The 17,628-nt window shown below is 41.7% G+C and carries 20 protein-coding genes; 14 read left to right on the forward strand and 6 right to left on the reverse strand.

Annotation, left to right across the window (positions count from 1 at the left end):
* Positions 1-69: 69 nt before the first annotated feature.
* The 5 genes from BS1321_RS14390 (at position 70) to BS1321_RS14410 (ending at position 4,872) form a co-directional block, all read left to right on the forward strand.
* Positions 70-918, forward strand: coding sequence for a DUF72 domain-containing protein (locus tag BS1321_RS14390; RefSeq protein WP_063234027.1), 849 nt, complete (start codon positions 70-72; stop codon positions 916-918).
* Positions 919-1,002: 84 nt separating this feature from the next.
* Positions 1,003-1,830, forward strand: a complete 828-nt coding sequence (locus BS1321_RS14395) for a sulfite exporter TauE/SafE family protein (RefSeq protein WP_063234028.1) — start codon at positions 1,003-1,005, stop codon at positions 1,828-1,830.
* Positions 1,831-1,846: 16 nt separating this feature from the next.
* Positions 1,847-3,232 (forward strand): bifunctional metallophosphatase/5'-nucleotidase, encoded by a 1,386-nt coding sequence (locus tag BS1321_RS14400; protein WP_063234029.1) that lies wholly within the window; start codon positions 1,847-1,849, stop codon positions 3,230-3,232.
* 61 nt (positions 3,233-3,293) lie between these two features.
* Entirely contained in the window at positions 3,294-3,596 is a 303-nt protein-coding gene (locus BS1321_RS14405; RefSeq protein ID WP_063234030.1) for a YunC family protein, read from the forward strand.
* Positions 3,597-3,774: 178 nt separating this feature from the next.
* A complete protein-coding gene (locus tag BS1321_RS14410; RefSeq protein ID WP_063234031.1) occupies positions 3,775-4,872 on the forward strand; it encodes an HD-GYP domain-containing protein in 1,098 nt (365 codons plus the stop codon).
* Between the two features lie 22 nt (positions 4,873-4,894).
* Here the strand turns inward: BS1321_RS14410 and yunB are convergent, their stop codons facing one another.
* Together yunB and BS1321_RS14420 are read right to left on the reverse strand one after the other, a co-directional pair.
* Positions 4,895-5,644, reverse strand: a complete 750-nt coding sequence (yunB, locus tag BS1321_RS14415) for a sporulation protein YunB (protein ID WP_063234032.1) — start codon at positions 5,642-5,644, stop codon at positions 4,895-4,897.
* A gap of 85 nt (positions 5,645-5,729) precedes the next feature.
* Positions 5,730-6,719: a M23 family metallopeptidase gene (locus BS1321_RS14420; RefSeq protein ID WP_375781418.1), complete on the reverse strand. Its 990-nt coding sequence runs from the start codon at positions 6,717-6,719 to the stop codon at positions 5,730-5,732.
* A gap of 187 nt (positions 6,720-6,906) precedes the next feature.
* Between BS1321_RS14420 and lipA the strand changes: the two genes are divergently transcribed.
* Positions 6,907-7,821 (forward strand): lipoyl synthase, encoded by a 915-nt coding sequence (gene lipA, locus BS1321_RS14425; protein WP_063234033.1) that lies wholly within the window; start codon positions 6,907-6,909, stop codon positions 7,819-7,821.
* Between the two features lie 39 nt (positions 7,822-7,860).
* On the opposite strand, the gene BS1321_RS14430 is transcribed toward lipA, so the two are convergent.
* Positions 7,861-8,523: a YhcN/YlaJ family sporulation lipoprotein gene (locus BS1321_RS14430; RefSeq protein WP_063234034.1), complete on the reverse strand. Its 663-nt coding sequence runs from the start codon at positions 8,521-8,523 to the stop codon at positions 7,861-7,863.
* A 113-nt stretch (positions 8,524-8,636) separates the two neighbouring features.
* Between BS1321_RS14430 and BS1321_RS14435 the strand changes: the two genes are divergently transcribed.
* Complete coding sequence (locus BS1321_RS14435) at positions 8,637-8,912, forward strand: YutD family protein (RefSeq protein WP_034310177.1); 276 nt, start codon at positions 8,637-8,639, stop codon at positions 8,910-8,912.
* Positions 8,913-8,939: 27 nt separating this feature from the next.
* Here BS1321_RS14435 and BS1321_RS14440 read toward each other — a convergent pair whose 3' ends face one another.
* Positions 8,940-9,230 carry a hypothetical protein gene (locus tag BS1321_RS14440; RefSeq protein ID WP_063234035.1) on the reverse strand — a complete coding sequence of 97 codons (291 nt, stop codon included), beginning with the start codon at positions 9,228-9,230 and terminating at the stop codon, positions 8,940-8,942.
* A gap of 66 nt (positions 9,231-9,296) precedes the next feature.
* The gene (locus BS1321_RS14445) at positions 9,297-9,563 is read right to left on the reverse strand and encodes a DUF3055 domain-containing protein (protein WP_063234036.1); all 267 of its coding nucleotides are present in this window, start codon (positions 9,561-9,563) and stop codon (positions 9,297-9,299) included.
* A 371-nt stretch (positions 9,564-9,934) separates the two neighbouring features.
* Here BS1321_RS14445 and BS1321_RS14450 point away from each other — a divergent pair, with 371 nt between their 5' ends.
* Complete coding sequence (locus BS1321_RS14450; RefSeq protein ID WP_063234037.1) at positions 9,935-10,372, forward strand: DUF86 domain-containing protein; 438 nt, start codon at positions 9,935-9,937, stop codon at positions 10,370-10,372.
* Between the two features lie 23 nt (positions 10,373-10,395).
* Positions 10,396-11,163 (forward strand): TIGR01457 family HAD-type hydrolase, encoded by a 768-nt coding sequence (locus BS1321_RS14455; RefSeq protein ID WP_063234038.1) that lies wholly within the window; start codon positions 10,396-10,398, stop codon positions 11,161-11,163.
* 60 nt (positions 11,164-11,223) lie between these two features.
* Here BS1321_RS14455 and BS1321_RS14460 read toward each other — a convergent pair whose 3' ends face one another.
* A complete protein-coding gene (locus tag BS1321_RS14460; protein WP_063234039.1) occupies positions 11,224-11,721 on the reverse strand; it encodes a phosphatidylglycerophosphatase A family protein in 498 nt (165 codons plus the stop codon).
* 205 nt (positions 11,722-11,926) lie between these two features.
* Between BS1321_RS14460 and yutH the strand changes: the two genes are divergently transcribed.
* The 5 genes from yutH to thrB all read left to right on the forward strand — a co-directional run bounded on the left by yutH (position 11,927) and on the right by thrB (position 17,435).
* Positions 11,927-12,928 (forward strand): spore coat putative kinase YutH, encoded by a 1,002-nt coding sequence (gene yutH / locus BS1321_RS14465; RefSeq protein WP_063234040.1) that lies wholly within the window; start codon positions 11,927-11,929, stop codon positions 12,926-12,928.
* Positions 12,929-13,033: 105 nt separating this feature from the next.
* A complete protein-coding gene (locus tag BS1321_RS28170; RefSeq protein ID WP_232522691.1) occupies positions 13,034-13,948 on the forward strand; it encodes a L,D-transpeptidase family protein in 915 nt (304 codons plus the stop codon).
* Between the two features lie 189 nt (positions 13,949-14,137).
* Positions 14,138-15,436, forward strand: a complete 1,299-nt coding sequence (locus BS1321_RS14475; RefSeq protein WP_063234041.1) for a homoserine dehydrogenase — start codon at positions 14,138-14,140, stop codon at positions 15,434-15,436.
* Entirely contained in the window at positions 15,433-16,494 is a 1,062-nt protein-coding gene (thrC, locus tag BS1321_RS14480) for a threonine synthase (RefSeq protein WP_063234042.1), read from the forward strand. Before BS1321_RS14475 ends, thrC begins: the two co-directional genes overlap by 4 nt.
* Positions 16,491-17,435 (forward strand): homoserine kinase, encoded by a 945-nt coding sequence (gene thrB / locus BS1321_RS14485; RefSeq protein ID WP_063234043.1) that lies wholly within the window; start codon positions 16,491-16,493, stop codon positions 17,433-17,435. The genes thrC and thrB overlap by 4 nt, the downstream gene beginning before the upstream one ends.
* The last annotated feature ends 193 nt before the right edge of the window (positions 17,436-17,628 follow it).

Raw genomic sequence — 17,628 nt, forward strand, 5'->3', positions numbered from 1 at the left:
ATAAGGGTAAAAAATAACAAAAGAAAGAAGTCAGGAAATGGGGCCTGTCCCGAAGGAGTGATGATGCAGATGATTTATGTTGGTGTGACCGGTTGGGGTGATCAAGATAGTTTGTATCATGGCGGTGTGTCCCAACGTGATAAACTTAAAGAGTACGGGGCTCATTTTCCCGTTGTGGAGGTGGATGCCTCATTTTATGCAGTCCAGCCAAAGAGGAACAGTGAAAAGTGGGTATCCGAGACGCCTGCATCATTCCAGTTTGTCGTAAAAGCCTATCAAGGGATGACAGGACATCAGCGTGGGGAAATCCCATTTGAAAGTAAGAAGGAAATGTTCAAGGCATTTCGCGACTCTCTGGAAGCATATCAGAAGTCCGGCAAGCTCGCGATGGTCTTATTTCAGTTTCCGCCATGGTTTGATTGTAAACGTGAAAATGTGAATTACCTGCGATGGTGCAAAGCTGAAATGGGCAATATTCCAGCTGCTATAGAATTTCGGAATCAAAGCTGGTACAGACCCGGCGTAGCCCAGAAAACTTTGGACTTTATCGAAAAGGAAGGCTGGATCCATACTGTATGCGATGAGCCGCAGGCTGGAGAGGGATCCATTCCTGTCGTTCTGCATGCTACCCATAAAGATAAAACCCTGATACGCTTTCATGGCCGTAACCTGCATGGTTGGCAAAGGCCTTCTTCGGGGGATAATTGGCGTGAGGTCAGGTACTTATATAGATATAATCATCAGGAATTGATTGAATGGGTGGAGAAAATCAGGATATTGGAAAAGGAATCCAAGGAGATATATGTCCTGTTCAATAATAACTCAGGCGGAGATGCCGCTGATAATGCCAAACAAATGATTGAGTTGCTTGGTATAGAATATGAAGGACTGGCTCCTAAGCAGCTTGGTTTGTTTTAAAAGGAATTATATAATTAATAAAGAGATGATGTGACAAGCTAGTAGAGGTTATATCCTCACAAACAGGTAAAGGCGGATTTCTTCATGGTTTGGTTAGTATTAGTGGGTATTGGATTATTAGCGGGATCCATCGGCGCTCTTGTCGGTCTGGGCGGCGGCATCATCATTGTGCCTTCTCTTTTATATTTAGGTACATCTACAAATATTATCGATGAGCTGACTCCTCAGGTCGCCGTAGGTGTTTCAACTGTAATCATGATTTTTACCGGCTTATCTTCCACTTTATCTTATTTAAAATATAAAGTGGTGGATTATAAGGCCGGCTTAATCTTTTTTATTGGCAGTGCACCTGGTGGAATAATAGGGGCCTATGTGAATAAAAACCTTAACGCCGAAGCTTTTTCTTTGTATTTTGGAATTTTCATGGTTTTCATGGCTATCGTGTTATTAGTGAAAAATCGTTTGAAGCCAATGCTTTTCAAGCCTGGAAAAGGGAAAATAGTTAAGACGTATAAAACTGAAAATGGACATTCATTTTCTTATGGTTACCACCCCCTGTTAGCTGTATTGATATCTTTTGTCGTGGGATTCAGCTCCGGGTTATTTGGAATTGGCGGTGGAGCCCTAATGGTTCCCGTCATGATGCTTCTTTTCTTCTTTCCTCCGCATATGGCTGTAGCGACTTCGATGTTCATGGTATTTCTATCTTCCATCACTAATTCGATTACGCATATTTCCCTTGGAAATGTAAATTGGCCATATGCTCTTGCCCTAATTCCGGGTGCATGGTTCGGTGCTAAATTGGGGGCACTCATCAATACGCGTCTAAAGAGTGCTTCGCTGGAAAATATGTTGAAAATAGTGCTGATAATCATTGGTTTACGACTAATATACCAAGGTATTACAGGATGAACGAGGAGGAGAAATGATGTCAGAAATCATTCATTTATATCACACCAATGATCTCCATAGTCATTTTGAGAATTGGCCTCGTATTGATAAGTTTCTTAAAGAAAGAAGACAACTTCATCAAGAAACGGGAGAAGAAGCGATCATACTTGATTTAGGCGATCATGTGGACCGCTGGCATCCATATACAGAAGGTACGTTGGGTAAAGGAAATATTGAACTGCTGAATGAAGCGGGCTACCAATATGTGACCATCGGCAATAATGAAGGGATCACTTTACCTCATGATGCGTTAGACTCCTTATATGATCATGCAAAGTTCAAGGTCTTGGCAGCCAATATTTATTACGGTGATAATGAAAGGCCGGAATGGGCGCTGCCATATTGGATACATACAACGGTAAAAGGCACCAAGATTGCCATGATAGGTTTGACAGCCTTTTTTCAAAAGTTTTATTCTGCGATGGGCTGGGAAATAACAGAACCATTCGTGGAGTTAAAGGCACAGCTCGAAAGGGTCAAAACAGAGGCGGATGTAATCATCATCCTTTCCCACCTGGGCATCCATGATGATGAGAGGATGGCAGAGGACTTTCCGGAGATTGACATCATACTTGGCGCGCATACCCACCACATCCTCCACCAGGGTAAATTGATCAATGATACACTCCTTTGCGGTGCAGGGAAATATGGTTTCTTTGTTGGACAGGTGGAAATGACCGTCAATCAGGAAAAGAAAATTAGCAAGAAGAGTGCCATTCTTTATGATACCAATGACTTTTTAGAATTGGAGAATGAACGGGCATGGATTGAAGAGATACACCAGGCCGGAGGGGAAACGCTAAAACAGGTTGCAGTGGACTTACCAAAAGCACTGGATAATGATTGGTTCAAAGGAAGTCCATTGACGGAAATCCTTGGGGAGGCCCTAAGGGAGTGGAGTCAGGCGGATTGTTCCTTTTTGAATGCTGGTCTTCTGCTCGAAGGGCTGCCGAAGGGACCTGTCACAATAGGGGATATTCACAGAATCTGTCCACATCCCATCAATCCTTGCGTCGTTGAAGTTAATGGGAATGAATTAAAAGAAATCTTAATGCAATCGAGAAATGAGGAGTGGCCTCATATTCAGGTGAAAGGTTTCGGTTTCCGCGGAAAAATCATGGGAGCCATGCATTATGATCAAATTGAATTTAACGAAATGGAGAATGGAATCGTAAAAGGGATCCTTATAAAAGGAGAGAAACTGCAGACGGATAAGTCCTATAAACTGGCAATACCTGATATGTTCACGTTTGGGCACTTCTTTCCTAGTATCCAGCGCTCCAATCGCAAGAATTACCTATTACCGGAATTCTTACGGGATATCCTTTTATGGAAGCTGAAAAAGATATACACAAACGCCTAACGCTAAATCACGGTTTCGCCCTTTTTTTCATAAAGTATGGGGAAGAAAGGGGCGAAACCAATTGATTAACATGATACCAATAATTCTTGATAATCATACATTCCTAGCCATTTCTGTCCGACTTCCCAAAACGAATTTACTTGCTGTCACGTCCGAAAAAGGGTATATAATGTGCGGTGCGTTAGATGTTGGACTGCTGAATGATAAATTGAAAGATCGTAAAATCCTTGCAGGGAGGGCTACAGGAGTTAAATCGATTGAAGAGCTATTGGAAGCGCCGCTTGAATCAGTCACCTGGGAGGCTGTGGAAAAGGGAATTTATCCAGGAATGATTGTTAAAGACGCATTAATCAAAATGATTTGAAAAGGTGGGCTTTCTTTTTTCCAGAAGGGGGCCTTATTTTTTTATCAAAGAAAATGCTGATATTTTTTCAATAAATATGTTCAAACAGATTCATTTATAAAGATATTTTCCGATAATCCTTATAAAGGAAGGAAACGGTTTGATTTACAAATATTGAATGGGGAAATGGAGTACAAGTATGAGGCTAGCTATTACAAAGTCCCTAAGCCCTGGAGCAAGGCTCGGTAAAAACATCTATAATGAGCGGGGCCATATCCTATTGTGCGAGGGTCTTACATTAACGCAGAAAATGATCAATCGACTGGTGTCCCTTAATATTCCCTTTGTTTACATTCAAGATTCCAGGACGGATGACATTATTCCAATGCCCCCAGTGGCCGGGAAACTAAGAAGAGAAGCCATTAATACGATTGAAACCACTTTCCTGGACATGAAAAACAAAATGAACCTTGATGGATCATTCGCGATAGAGCAGGCTAACGTCAAGTTCACTCAAATAGTCCGAAACATCATGGACGAACTGAAAAGGAATAAAGAGTTAATGACTTTATTGGCCGACGTTTATACATACGATGACTATATCTTTACTCATTCCTTCAATGTGACCTTATATACCTTGGCGATTGGGATGGAATTGAATATCAATAATAAAAACCTCGAAATTCTTGGGCTGGGAGCGATTTTACATGATGTCGGCAAAATGCTCGTGCCTTTGGAAATCCTCCGTAAACCCGGTAAGCTGACTGAAAAGGAGTTTGAACAAATTCAAAAACATGCGGATTATGGATTTCATCTAATCAAAAATGTTCATACCGTTTCACTTTTAGTTGCGAATTGTGCCTATCAGCATCATGAACGGTTAGATGGATCTGGATATCCCCGTGGGATAAAAGGGGATGAAATTCATTATTTCGGCAAGATCATTGCTGTTGCCGATGTGTTTGATGCCGTGACTTCCAACCGGGTTTACCGTAAGGCCATGCTGCCGCATCAGGGATTGGAAGTCCTTTATGCCGGCGTCGGGAAAAAGTTCGACAATACGATCATCGAGGCTTTCCGCCGAGCGGTTGCCATTTATCCAAATGGTCTATCCGTCGAATTGAATGATGGGAGAAAAGGGGTAGTATCCGCTCAAAATGAGGGGATAGGAGACCGCCCCATGATAAGGATACTTGAAGAAGATGGGGAGCAGATAAAAGAGCCTTATGAAGTGGACTTGAATAAAAACCTGCATTTGCTAATCATGAAATGTCTCAATATACAAGAACCAGCCTAACCTCAAGGATAAGCTGGTTTTTTCATTCCTTGTTTTCCTTCATGATGGCAGGTGCCACCGAACCGTTTCCGTTACTAAAATAACTTGGAACATCACCTTCGATCAGCAGGCTTCCGACTGTCACTTCCTGACTCACCTTGGTCTCCTTTGTAAAAGAGGGGATGACGATTTGAATATTGACATCAAAATCCACAATCAATTCATAATAAACATTATTGATGCCCGCGTTTGTCAGTTTTGTCCTCAAATCCGATTCAACATTTCCGATGACTGACATTTTCACCGGTATTTCAGGTCCGAAATTGGAAAGGAGGTTATTCCCGGTTACGACACCAAATGGTATATAATAGACCACACTATTATATTGTTCATCATTTATTTTGGCTGAACCTGTTTTAAAGGGATTTCCCTGTTTGATGCCAAGCTTCTTTTGAATATCCTTCGTAATGTTAGCCCGCAATTCACTGTATATGACCGGATTGAAGCTATAGGAAGAACTGGAGTCCTTACCACCTTTGTTGTTGGTGATGATTTTGTTCATATCAACCTTCGCTATATTCTCATCAACCGATTCATGAATCGTTTCCGTTGCAATCCGTTTGATTTCATATTCGGCTACACTCATGATCACGGGTTCGATTGATTTGTCCACGTACCAAAGAGTCATGATGCTTGATATGATAAACAGGATAAAAGAATAGAGAAATACTTTTCGGGTGGGAAGAGGCCCCTTTTTTTTGAATTTCTTCGGTCGAAATCTTTTTCGGAACACGCTTTAGCCCCCTTTACTAATACCTATGCATCAAGTTCAGGGGTTTATGTTCGAATCAAAAAAAAGCAGCGTAAAATCACGCCGCTCACCTTTGCCTTTTAGCCAGATCTTTCCTTTCCCACAATCTTAAATAGGGGTAAGGGTCAAAGCTCCATTCTGTGATTCCGTTGTCTTTGTACATCCCGTAATGAAGATGCGGAGGGAATTTTCCGGAAGTTCCTGGAGGGCCATAACCTGTACTGCCGACACCTCCGATGACTTGTCCGGGCTCGACGATTTGTCCGACTTTCAACCCTTTGGCAAAGCCGCTTAAATGGGCAAAGTAATGATAGGTATTATTTAAATCCCGTATCCCAATCCGCCAACCGCCAAATTTATTCCAGCCTTTCATTTCAATGATTCCATAGCTCGTGGAACGAACGGGAAGGCTATAATCCGCAAAAATATCAGTGCCCTCATGGATTCTCCTTCCGCCCCATCCACGAGCGCTTCCCCATGTATTTAAATACGTATAGTGGGTCCGTACTGGAACCGGGAAGGCCTTTTCCTGTAAATCCAGCCGGCCATATTTCTTATAAATCTCGGCATTGCCGATAATGATGCTGACGGCTTTATCTCGTTTATAATAATCCCACAAGCCGATCCGGATATTATCTTCATCTGCACCATAAGATTGGAGATGCTTCGAAAAAGCATACAATCGATCGGTATCATTAGTGATATCAGCTTTTCCATCACCATTGCCATCCTGGCCCAACCCATCAAAAAATGTGATCGTGAGCGGGTTCACGTCGTTTAAGTCAGGATTGAGAGCCCCGCTCCACTTTGAAGGCTCGATGTGGATGCCTATTAAACCCTTTGCCGGCTCTAAATCTCTTCGTGCAGCCCTAAGGCTATGCTCATATTGATCAGCTCCAGCAAGATAATACCACGGGATTTGGAGGGTAGCCTCCATATTTTTATATAGCGCCATTCTCCCGGCATATGCATCTGGGGTATCGGCAGCATTGGCCACTTTGCCTGGTGCATTCAAAATAAACAAACAAGTTATGGTAAGAAGGAATAATTTTTTCAACGGGGCAGGCTCCTTTCATGACATTTTCCATAATTAAAAGACATCAGTCCATCCATCTTTTATAGTTTTGCTGATTTAGCTATAAACATGAAAAATAAATAATGGGAAACCAACTATAACTTGTATAAATGCTTTTTTATTGTTAAAGTAGGGTGTGTTAATTTCTATAGAATGGAGTGGCATTTTCATGTCTTCTACAAATAAAGAAATTCTTCGTAAACCAGATTGGTTGAAAATAAAGCTTAATACTAACGAAAATTACCTCGGTTTAAAAAATATGATGCGCGAGAAAAATCTTCATACTGTCTGTGAAGAGGCAAAATGTCCGAATATTCACGAATGCTGGGCAGTGAGAAGAACGGCTACTTTCATGATCTTAGGTGAAATCTGTACAAGGGCTTGCCGTTTTTGTGCTGTTACAACCGGACGTCCGAACGAATTGGACTGGGCTGAACCGGAGCGTGTTGCCGATTCCGTTGTTTTGATGAATTTAAAGCATGTCGTCATTACAGCTGTTGCCCGTGATGATTTAAAGGATGGAGGCGCTGAAGTTTTCGCTGAAACGGTCCGTGCCATCCGACGCAAAAATCCATTTACATCAATTGAAGTATTACCGTCTGATATGGGCGGGGTGTTTGAAAATATCAAGACTTTGATGGATGCTAAACCAGATATCCTGAACCATAATATAGAGACTGTCAGAAGTTTATCCGACCGTGTACGGGCTCAGGCCAAGTACGAGCGTTCATTGGAGCTTTTAAGAAGAGCCAAGGAACTGTATCCGGAAATCCCGACAAAGTCCAGTTTAATGGTAGGTCTGGGTGAAACGCGGGAGGAAATCCTCGAGACCATGGATGACCTACGGGCTAATAATGTGGATATCATGACGATCGGCCAGTATTTGCAGCCGACTAAAAAGCATTTAAAGGTGCTGAAATACTACACGCCTGAGGAATTTGCTGAATTGAAAGAACGTGCATTGGAAAAAGGCTTCAGTCATTGTGAATCCGGTCCGCTTGTCCGTTCTTCCTACCATGCAGACGAACAGGTTAATGCTGCGGCAAAACATAAGCAAAACAAAGGTGAAGAATTATTGAAATAGAGTGAAATAAAGGACCGAAAAAATTCGGTCCTTTTTTATTCAGCGGTTATCCATTTTTTGATGGATGTTATCGTGATGATCTCTTTTATCGTTAACCATTTCTCCGTTTTCATTTTCTTCGTCACTCATTTTGTATCCTTGAGGCGATTTCAGCATTCTTTTGATGGTTTGTTCGATCGTATAGTCGATCCCTTTACTGCCGGATTTCAATGTAGAGAAATTCTCGACATCTTGGGCAAGGGCTTGATAATCATCACTGACGTAGACATGATAGTAGCGAGGTACGATAGACATGGCAGTACGTTTAACTTGGTCTGCGGTTTCCGTCCGATCCTTGGTATTGGTATCATATACGACAAGCACTTCCTCATCAGTAACGAGGGTAGCGGCATCATTGACATTTGGAATCTGAACACTCAGTTTAGAAATGACATCAGAAAGTTGTTCACGGTCAATGGAAGCAGCTTTGTTGGAAATGTTACGGCCGTCAATGGTTGCACTATTGGTGCGGGTAAAACCGAAATCATCACTTTTATTGTCTTTATTACGATAATCCTCGTCATAATATTGAGTTGGATTATTTACGTTTGTTGGGTTACCGGCATTGTTTTTTGCACCGAGCCCCTGATCTTCTTCTTTGTCAGCACATCCGGTTAGTGCAATAATCGAGCTTAAACCTATCGTTATTATCGTTTTTTTCATCAATAACACCCCCATAACTTTAGGATGAACATATTTCTCTATTTTTCGCTTAGTAATTGATGGGGAATCAGTTATAATTTAAAGAAGGAATGTCTATATGAGAGGTGAAAACAATGATTAACATCAATAACATGACCTATGAAATAATCGAGGATGAAAGGGAAGGCTATAACGAAGAAGCTTTTAAAGCCAGATACAGTGAGATTTTGACGAAGTATGATTATATAGTAGGGGATTGGGGTTACGGGCAATTGAGGTTGCGTGGATTTTTTGATGATTCTAATCAGAAAGCGACCTTCGATACGAAAATAAGCACGCTTAGTGAATATTTATATGAATACTGCAATTTTGGCTGTCCATATTTCGTCGTGAAGAAAATAAAGAAATAAGGCCAGAATTCACTCTGGCCTTCCATGTTAAGAGTTTCCATATCCTTTATATGGAGGCTGTTCATCTTTTTCTGAATCATCATGTGTCGGATGAGCACCAGGATAATTTCGAGGTATACCTTCATGTAACGATTTATTTTCATAATTAAAGGCACTCTGATATCGTTGCCCTTCCTGCCAGGGGGTGCTTTTATTCTGAACTGGTGCATCTTTTGCTATGGATGATCCAAAAGGTCCTTCGGGAAATTCTTCAGGAATTAAATAATCCCTCTGTTTTTCGACATTGGAAAAATCGTGGTATTCTTCTTCTTTGCCCAAGGTAATCCCCCCTCATGTAATCGTACATTCAGTAGGTTCCCCTTTTAAGAAAAAAAGCTTCAGCTTTCAGACGATTTCCATTAAAAAGTGACTTAGTTCTTTGGCTTCCGCTTCTGACAACTGAAAGGCATGCTCAAGATAGCCTTCTTCTTCTAAATCATCAGGTCCAATAATCGCGAAACGATTACTCTGCATATTTAATACAAGCTTCTTCCCATAAAAACGATCGGTTGTCGTAATGGCCAAATCGAATCTTGATTCCTCTCCCATGAAACTTATGAACCGGGTTTTTGAATCGATGACGTCATTGTATAAATAAAAACGATCTTCCATATTATCATTCCCTTCTTATCTTCACATTTGTAGTTCCATCATAACAAAGTGACTTCAATAGGGGAACAGACATTTTTCGGGGCTTCCGGCTGAACTTCGTCCTTCCTTATGATCCTAAAGGAACCGCCAGCAACCATGGTGTTCATCGATTAAGTGAAAATGGTTAAGAATATAAATGGGATCGTGAATTGGAGATTCTGCTCCTGTTAGTAATTGGATGGTACAAAGGTTGTGGTTGAAGGAATTGAGAGTAAGGGAGAAGCTATGGTATTATCAAGGAATAAGGTTGGTTCGGCACAGGGTTTAATTATGCCGCTCATTCAACCAATGATTCCCTATATCATCTTAGATCAGAAAGGATCTGGAAAAAAATGTACTTTGTAGACCGCCAAAAGATTGAACAAATATTAGGTTTTCTTGAAAAGCAGCTTGGACTTTTCGAAGGGCATGATAATTGGGATGGAGACCTTTCGGAACTTATCGCTGAAAGGCTCATACAAACTTCCATCGATTCCGTGTTGGATGTAGGAAATGCGGTAATTGATGGTTTTATTATGCGTGATCCAGGAAGTTATGAAGATATTATCGATATCCTTCAAGATGAAAAAGTGATTTCAGAAGCAAAAGCGATACAATTCAAAAAGGTTTTGCCATTAAGGAAAATGCTGGTACAAGACTTCATTGAAGTGAATCACAAAGAACTGCATGCCGTATTTTCGGAAAATATAGAGGCATTCAAGCAATTCCCTGATTTGGTAAGGAACTATTTAACAAATGAATTGGGTCCTGTATCAGCTTTTAAAAACTAGCAGCGTTAGGAAGGCGAATTCAAATGAAGTCGTATAAAGGATATTTAATTGACTTGGATGGCACCATGTATCGCGGAACTGAACAAATTGCGGAAGCGGCAGGGTTTATTAATGACCTAAGGAAAAGGGATATCCCTTATTTATTCGTCACCAATAATTCATCCCGGACTCCGGCACAGGTAGCGGATAAATTGAGAAGCATCGGCATATCGACGGAAGATGACCAGGTTTTCACGACAAGCATGGCCACTGCCAATTACATAGCAGAACAAAAGAAAGATGCATCGGTCTATGTGGTGGGTGAGGAAGGCATCATCGAGGCTCTTAAGGAAAAAGGAATGGCGCTTGTGGAAGAGCATCCAGACTTTCTGGTAATGGGCATCGACCGCGGCGTCAATTATGAAAAGTTGTCAAAAGCCTGTCTTGCTGTAAGAAATGGCGCTGTTTTCATTTCGACCAATGGTGATATTGCCATTCCTACTGAGCAAGGCCTTTTGCCCGGGAATGGTGCCTTGACCTCCGTTGTTTCCGTTTCGACGCAGGTACAGCCGATTTTCATTGGAAAACCTGAATCCGTAATAGTGGAGCAAGCACTAAGAGTATTAGGGGTACCTAAAGAAGAGACAATCATGGTTGGCGATAACTATGATACGGATATCCTTGCCGGCATTAATGCAGGGATTGATACACTGCTTGTACATACTGGCGTAACGACAAAAGAACGCTTAAAGCAATATAAGGAGCAGCCGACGTATGTGGTGAACACCCTCGACTTATGGCGCTTCGAATGAAAAAAACCAGGCCTGCGAATGCAGCCCTGGTTTTTTTATGTCGTGAATATCATAAGTTTACTATTCCGCATTTTCGGTTCTATGGGCAAGCCGGCTTGAAGCGGCAGCTGCAATTGCCCCAACGATATCATCTAAAAATGTGTTCACCTTACCTGTGCTTTTATCGTTTAAATATTTTAAGATACCCGGCTTTTGTTTATCGATGAAACCATAATTGGTAAAGCCGATGGATCCATAAACATTCACAATTGAAAAAGCCAATATTTCATCGACCCCATATAGACCTTCATCTATTTCAATGATGCTCAGCAGAGGCTCCTCGAGCAGTTTTTTCTCAGCTAGAATATCCAACTGAATGCCGGTAAGGATGGCATTTTGGACCTCGCGTTTTGAAAGGACCCGTTCGACATTGTGAAGGCAATCGGACATTTGGAGATTTTCATGGTAGCCAGATTGTAAATACATGACAAGCTCAGCGATATCCTCCAATTTCACTCCTCGTTCAATTAGCCATCTTCGAGCCGTTTTTTCAGACATTGATTGTTCAATATTAGCCATGTCATCACCCATTTCTCTATATTTTAAAGTGATAGTTCTAATGCAGGTAGTTTGATTTGATTAAAATGAAAACCCATGAAGGATGTTTTGATTCGAATTTCTAATAAGGTTTCGATAATCATTCAGAAAACGGGTTATTCCACATATATATAAGTATATGATGTCCATATTTCTATTATATCCATTTGATGAAGGGGGCCATTCCATGATAGAAGAAATCATTTTTAATAATTATGGCATACAGGTGGAGCTTGAAGAGGCCAATAACAGGTTTCCAAGCTTCCGTTCAGGGAATATGATTTACAGCATCGTTCCCATTGAAAATATGGAGCAGGAAGAATTAGTTGAACGGCATATAATGTCTCAACATCTGATTTCACAAGGAGATCGTCACGTATCCGCCTTTGTCCTTGCCAATCATGGAAGTTATGTTTCGGAAGCGGATGAACAATTATTCATCCTTCTTGCCAATCAGGCATTGGAAGGTCCGAAAAACTTCAACCCAGGAAGACGTTTGGCAAGATTTCATCAGCGTGGGAGAAATATTAATGAAACGATTCGAACATGTTCAAGGATCGGTAAATGGAAAGAACTCTGGGAACAAAGGATCGATCAGTTAGAAAAGATTTGGCGGGATAAGCTCAACGCCCATCCTGATAACCAGTTTGAAAAATTATTTATAGAAACCTTTCCCTATTATATGGTCCTAGGTGAAAATGCGATTCAATATTTAGTCGACACTGAAATTGATGATACCCCGCAAATTGTCGATAGTGGAACCGTATGTTATGAACGTTTTTTACATGATACCTGGAAAAGCAATAAGTGGATCAAAAATCCGTTCGATTGGGTATTCGACCATGGAACCAGGGATGTTGCGGAATGGGTGAGGGAACACTATTTTCAAAATGTGCATACCCATCAACGGGGCATTGGCCATTTCTTTCACGAATATCAATCCATAGAACCGCTCTCCAGTTTTTCAGCGCGGTTGTTATATTCGAGGATGCTGTTTCCCATTCATTATTTTGAAACTGTGGAAGAGTATTTTTCAAAAACGTCGGAATCAAGGTCTAATGAATTGGAGGATAAAATATCTTCGATCACGAAATCCTCCCCACAATATGAGTCCTTCCTCAAACATTTTTATGAATTGGCAGAGGTCCCTGCCAAGCAATATGATTTGCCCAAAATTGACTGGATTTAGATAAAAACGGGAAAGAAATATGATTCATCCTTGCTTACTATGTTATGATGATAACAAGATTTTTTAGAATAATTAGATATTTAATCACTACGGAAGGTTGGGATCATGAAAAGATTGATGATGGCCGCCCTTTTAGTCCTTTTAATCATCCAAACGACGAATCTTGCGAAAGCTGAAACGAAAACAAGTTGCGAAGCAACTCAATTCAAGATTGTCATGAAGTCTGCTGCGGATGTGAAAGAAAAGGCGTCGGCTGCAAGCAAAACATTAAAAACTTATAAGAAAAATAAAGAATTATCAGCAAGCGGGAGAACTGGAAACTGGTATAAAGTCTGTCACTCAAAAAAGAGCGCATATATCAATATGGCAGATGTAAAAGAGGTTTTCAGTACCGATGAAAAAGCTAATCTGAAGAAATTCGATAGGAGAAAAGGCGTTAACCAAGTTGTATCGGTGACAGGTAAATCAATGAGTGATACGAAGGTAACGATCCAAACTTATGAGAAGAAACAAGGGGAATGGCGCCGGGCATTGAAGAAGATGGAGGGTGTCATTGGAAAGAACGGCTTCACGAAGAGCAAAAAAGAGGGTGATGGGAAATCCCCGGTTGGTATTTATTCATTTGGTACGGCCTTTGGAAGCGAAACGAAGCCGGCCGGAATGAAAATGAGTTATAAGAAAACGACCAAATATGACTACTGGATTGATGATCAGACATCCAAGGATTATAACAAGTGGAAAACCTATAAAGGAAATCCTGCAGTTAAATGGAAGTCTTTTGAAAGGATGAATCATGAACTCTATAGGTATGGCGCGGTCATCAATTATAATACGAATCCCATCAAAAAAGGAAAAGGCAGTGCAATCTTTCTTCATATATGGAGAGGTGCTACAAAGCCGACGGCGGGATGTACAGCCACAGCCGAAAAGAATGTCCTCAGTTTACTGAAATGGATGGATCCCGTGCAAAAGCCACATATTGTAATGGGTACAAATGATTCATTGAAGAGCGTTAATTAATAATCATCAAAATGGTTTCCCATAAAAAAATTAGCTTTACCCGTTCTTACTCGTTCAAGGGATGGATGAAAAAAGTTCATGCATCCATCTTTTCTAACTATTGATAATTATATGAATTAAACTTATAATGTCTACTATACAAATACAAATGTTTTCTTCAGACAAACAGTTTTTAAGGGGGAACCAAATATGAAAGCCATCTCGATCGGTTTATTGGGGTTAGGTACAGTCGGATCAGGAGTCGTACAAATCATTGAAAGTCATCAGGACAAGCTCATGCATCAAGTGGGCTGTTCCATATCCATTAAGAAGATACTAGTCAAAGACACGACGAAGGAGCGGCTTGTCGAGGTCGATAAAGGAATGTTAACTGACAATCCTGAGGATATCCTTTCGAATCCCGAGATTGATGTTGTAATAGAAGTGATGGGTGGAATCGAAGAAACACGTGGTTATCTGATAGAAGCGATAAAAAATAAAAAGCATATCGTTACGGCCAATAAAGACCTAATGGCTTTATATGGACCGGAACTGCTGGAATTGGCCACCGAGAATCAATGTGATTTATTCTATGAAGCAAGTGTTGCAGGGGGAATTCCGATTTTACGCGGTCTTGTCGATGGACTATCTTCTGACCGCATCACGAAAATGATGGGAATCGTCAATGGAACGACAAACTTCATTTTAACGAAAATGAGCAAGGAAGGCAGAGCTTATGATGACGTATTGAAGGAAGCTCAGGAGCTGGGATTTGCTGAAGCCGATCCGACAGCCGATGTAGGCGGATTGGATGCGGCCCGTAAAATGGCGATCCTATCAACACTCGGGTTCTCAATGAACATTGGCTTGAATGATGTTGAGGTACAGGGCATTACCGAGATATCCGAAGAGGATTTGAGATATAGTAAGAAGCTTGGTTATACAATGAAATTGATCGGCGTCGCATCCAGGGCAGGGGATAGGGTCGAAGTAAGTGTCCAGCCTGCACTTCTTCCGGAAGCACATCCGTTAGCATCGGTAAATAATGAGTATAATGCTGTATACGTTTATGGGGAAGCCGTAGGGGAAACGATGTTTTACGGACCGGGGGCTGGCAGTCTTCCTACTGCGACTGCAGTCGTTTCGGATATGGTGACGGTCATCAAAAATATGAGGCTGGGAGTAAATGGCCGCAGTGCCGTTTCACCTCAGTACCCGAAACAATTAAAGGATGGCACTGAGATTTTCGCTAAGTTCTTTATTCGATTACATGTTCAAGATGAAGTTGGCGTTTTAGCCAGAATCACGAATTTATTTGCCGAGCATGGGGTAGGATTCGATAAAATCCTTCAATTGCCTCTGGATGAAAAGGAATCTTCCGAAATCGTATTAGTTACGCATACTGCGACAAAGGCTGCATTTGAGCAAATAATAAAGAAATTACATGATTACAATATGGTAAGAGAAGTGAAAAGCACATACAGAGTTGAAGGAGAGGACATCAAATGAGCTGGCAAGGACTTATAAGCACGTATAAAGACTTTTTACCCGTTAATGAAAACACACCTGCATTAACCCTTTTGGAGGGTAATACACCTTTAATCAGACTGAATCGATTATCCGAAGAGTGGGGAATCGACTTACATGTAAAATATGAAGGCGCAAATCCAACTGGGTCGTTTAAAGACCGCGGAATGGTCATGGCCGTCGCCAAAGCGATAGAAGAGGGCAGCGACACGATCATCTGTGCTTCCACCGGGAATACATCAGCAGCTGCAGCCGCTTATGCGGCCCGTGCCAACCTGCGCTGTATCGTTGTCATCCCGGAAGGCAAAATAGCCATGGGCAAGCTTGCCCAAGCCGTTATGTATGGAGCGGAAATCATCTCAATCGAAGGGAACTTCGACCAGGCTTTAACAATCGTCCGTTCACTTAGTGAGAGCTCACCGATAACTCTTGTGAATTCGGTCAACCCATACCGGATTGAAGGGCAGAAGACAGCGGCTTTCGAAATTTGTGATGCCCTCGGCTCCGCGCCGGATATTTTGGCGCTTCCAGTCGGGAATGCTGGTAATATAACTGCTTACTGGAAAGGGTTTAAAGAATATAACGAATCGAAACAAACGGGCCTTCCTGAAATGAGAGGGTTCGAAGCTGAAGGTGCGGCTGCAATTGTCCGGGATAGCATTATTGAAAATCCAGAAACGATTGCAACAGCCATCCGGATTGGAAATCCTGCAAGTTGGAACTTTGCTGTGGAAGCTGCAAATGAATCCAAAGGCAAAATTGATGAGGTGACAGACGAAGAAATTCTGGAAGCCTATCATTTCCTCGCTAAAAAAGAAGGGGTATTTGCAGAGCCGGCATCATGTGCTTCCATTGCAGGAATCTATAAACAATTAAAAAGCGGTGAAATCAAAAAAGGAAGTAAGATTGTTGCTGTATTGACTGGAAATGGATTGAAAGATCCGAATGTTGCAGTCGATACAAGCACGATTCAACCGACATTGCTGCCAATGGATGAAGAGGTCATTTTAGAACATCTGCAGGGTGTGAAACAGGCATGAGTGCGGAATCAGAGATGTTCTTGATCCGTGTACCAGCAAGTACGGCCAACTTAGGACCAGGATTCGATTCCATCGGCTTGGCGCTAGGACTTTACTTGGAAATACACGGATCTTCATCAGATCATTGGGAAGTCGTTCCACTTTCAGAGGAAATGTCTGTTTTTCCAAGGGATGATCGTAATTATATCGTCCAAATTGCCAAGGAAACGGCGGCTTCCTATGGAAAGGAACTTTCCCCATGCCGGCTTTTCGTCTCTAGCGAAATTCCACTGGCGCGGGGTCTTGGAAGCAGTGCCTCTGCCATTGTGGCGGGGATTGAATTGGCGAACATCGTTGGTGAACTTCATTTATCCGATGAGGAGAAGAATAGGCATGCGTCCCTCTTTGAAGGGCATCCGGATAATGCGGGGGCATCTGTGTATGGTGGATTGGTTGTGGGCCTTCATACGGATGAAAGAACGGATGTCGTGTCGTTTCCGATCGAGGGAGTTAAGGTGATTGCTGTCATTCCCGATTTTGAATTGCTTACGGAGGATTCAAGAAATGTCCTTCCGAATTCGCTTTCCTATAAAGATGCTATAAGCGGAAGTGCAGCCGCAAATGTTTTGCTGGCAGGAGTTCTATCTAAAGATTGGAAGCTTGTTGGTGAAATGATGCAAAGTGATCGTTTCCATCAACCATATAGAGCGGAGTTGGTCCCTCATTTAGCGCTTATTGAAGAAGTTGTCCTCAATGAAGGTGGATTTGGTGCAGCCCTAAGCGGAGCAGGTCCAACTGTTTTATGCTTGGCATCCGCAGAAGTAAGCGAAAGTTTGCTCACTGGATTGAAGGGGAAATTTCCGGAATATCTTGTGAAAGAATTGGAAATAGATAATGATGGCAGTTATACGGCAATCCTTTCAGAACAGGAAAAAAAGGAATTGAAATTTTTGAAATCGTGAGCCGTGCTTCATTTACTGTCCATATAAAAAAGCTGACTCGCGTCAAGCCGTATCAATTCATTTGATAGGGCAAAAGCCGAGTCAGCTTTATTTTTATTACAGACCAGGAAAAGTTCCGGACTGTATGAAAAAAGTTGAACGTGTATAGATGAAGTGATCCTTCATCCATACGCTGCATGTTATTTAAAGGGCT

This window comes from Peribacillus simplex NBRC 15720 = DSM 1321, assembly GCF_002243645.1.
Classification (GTDB): Bacteria; Bacillota; Bacilli; order Bacillales; family DSM-1321; genus Peribacillus; species Peribacillus simplex.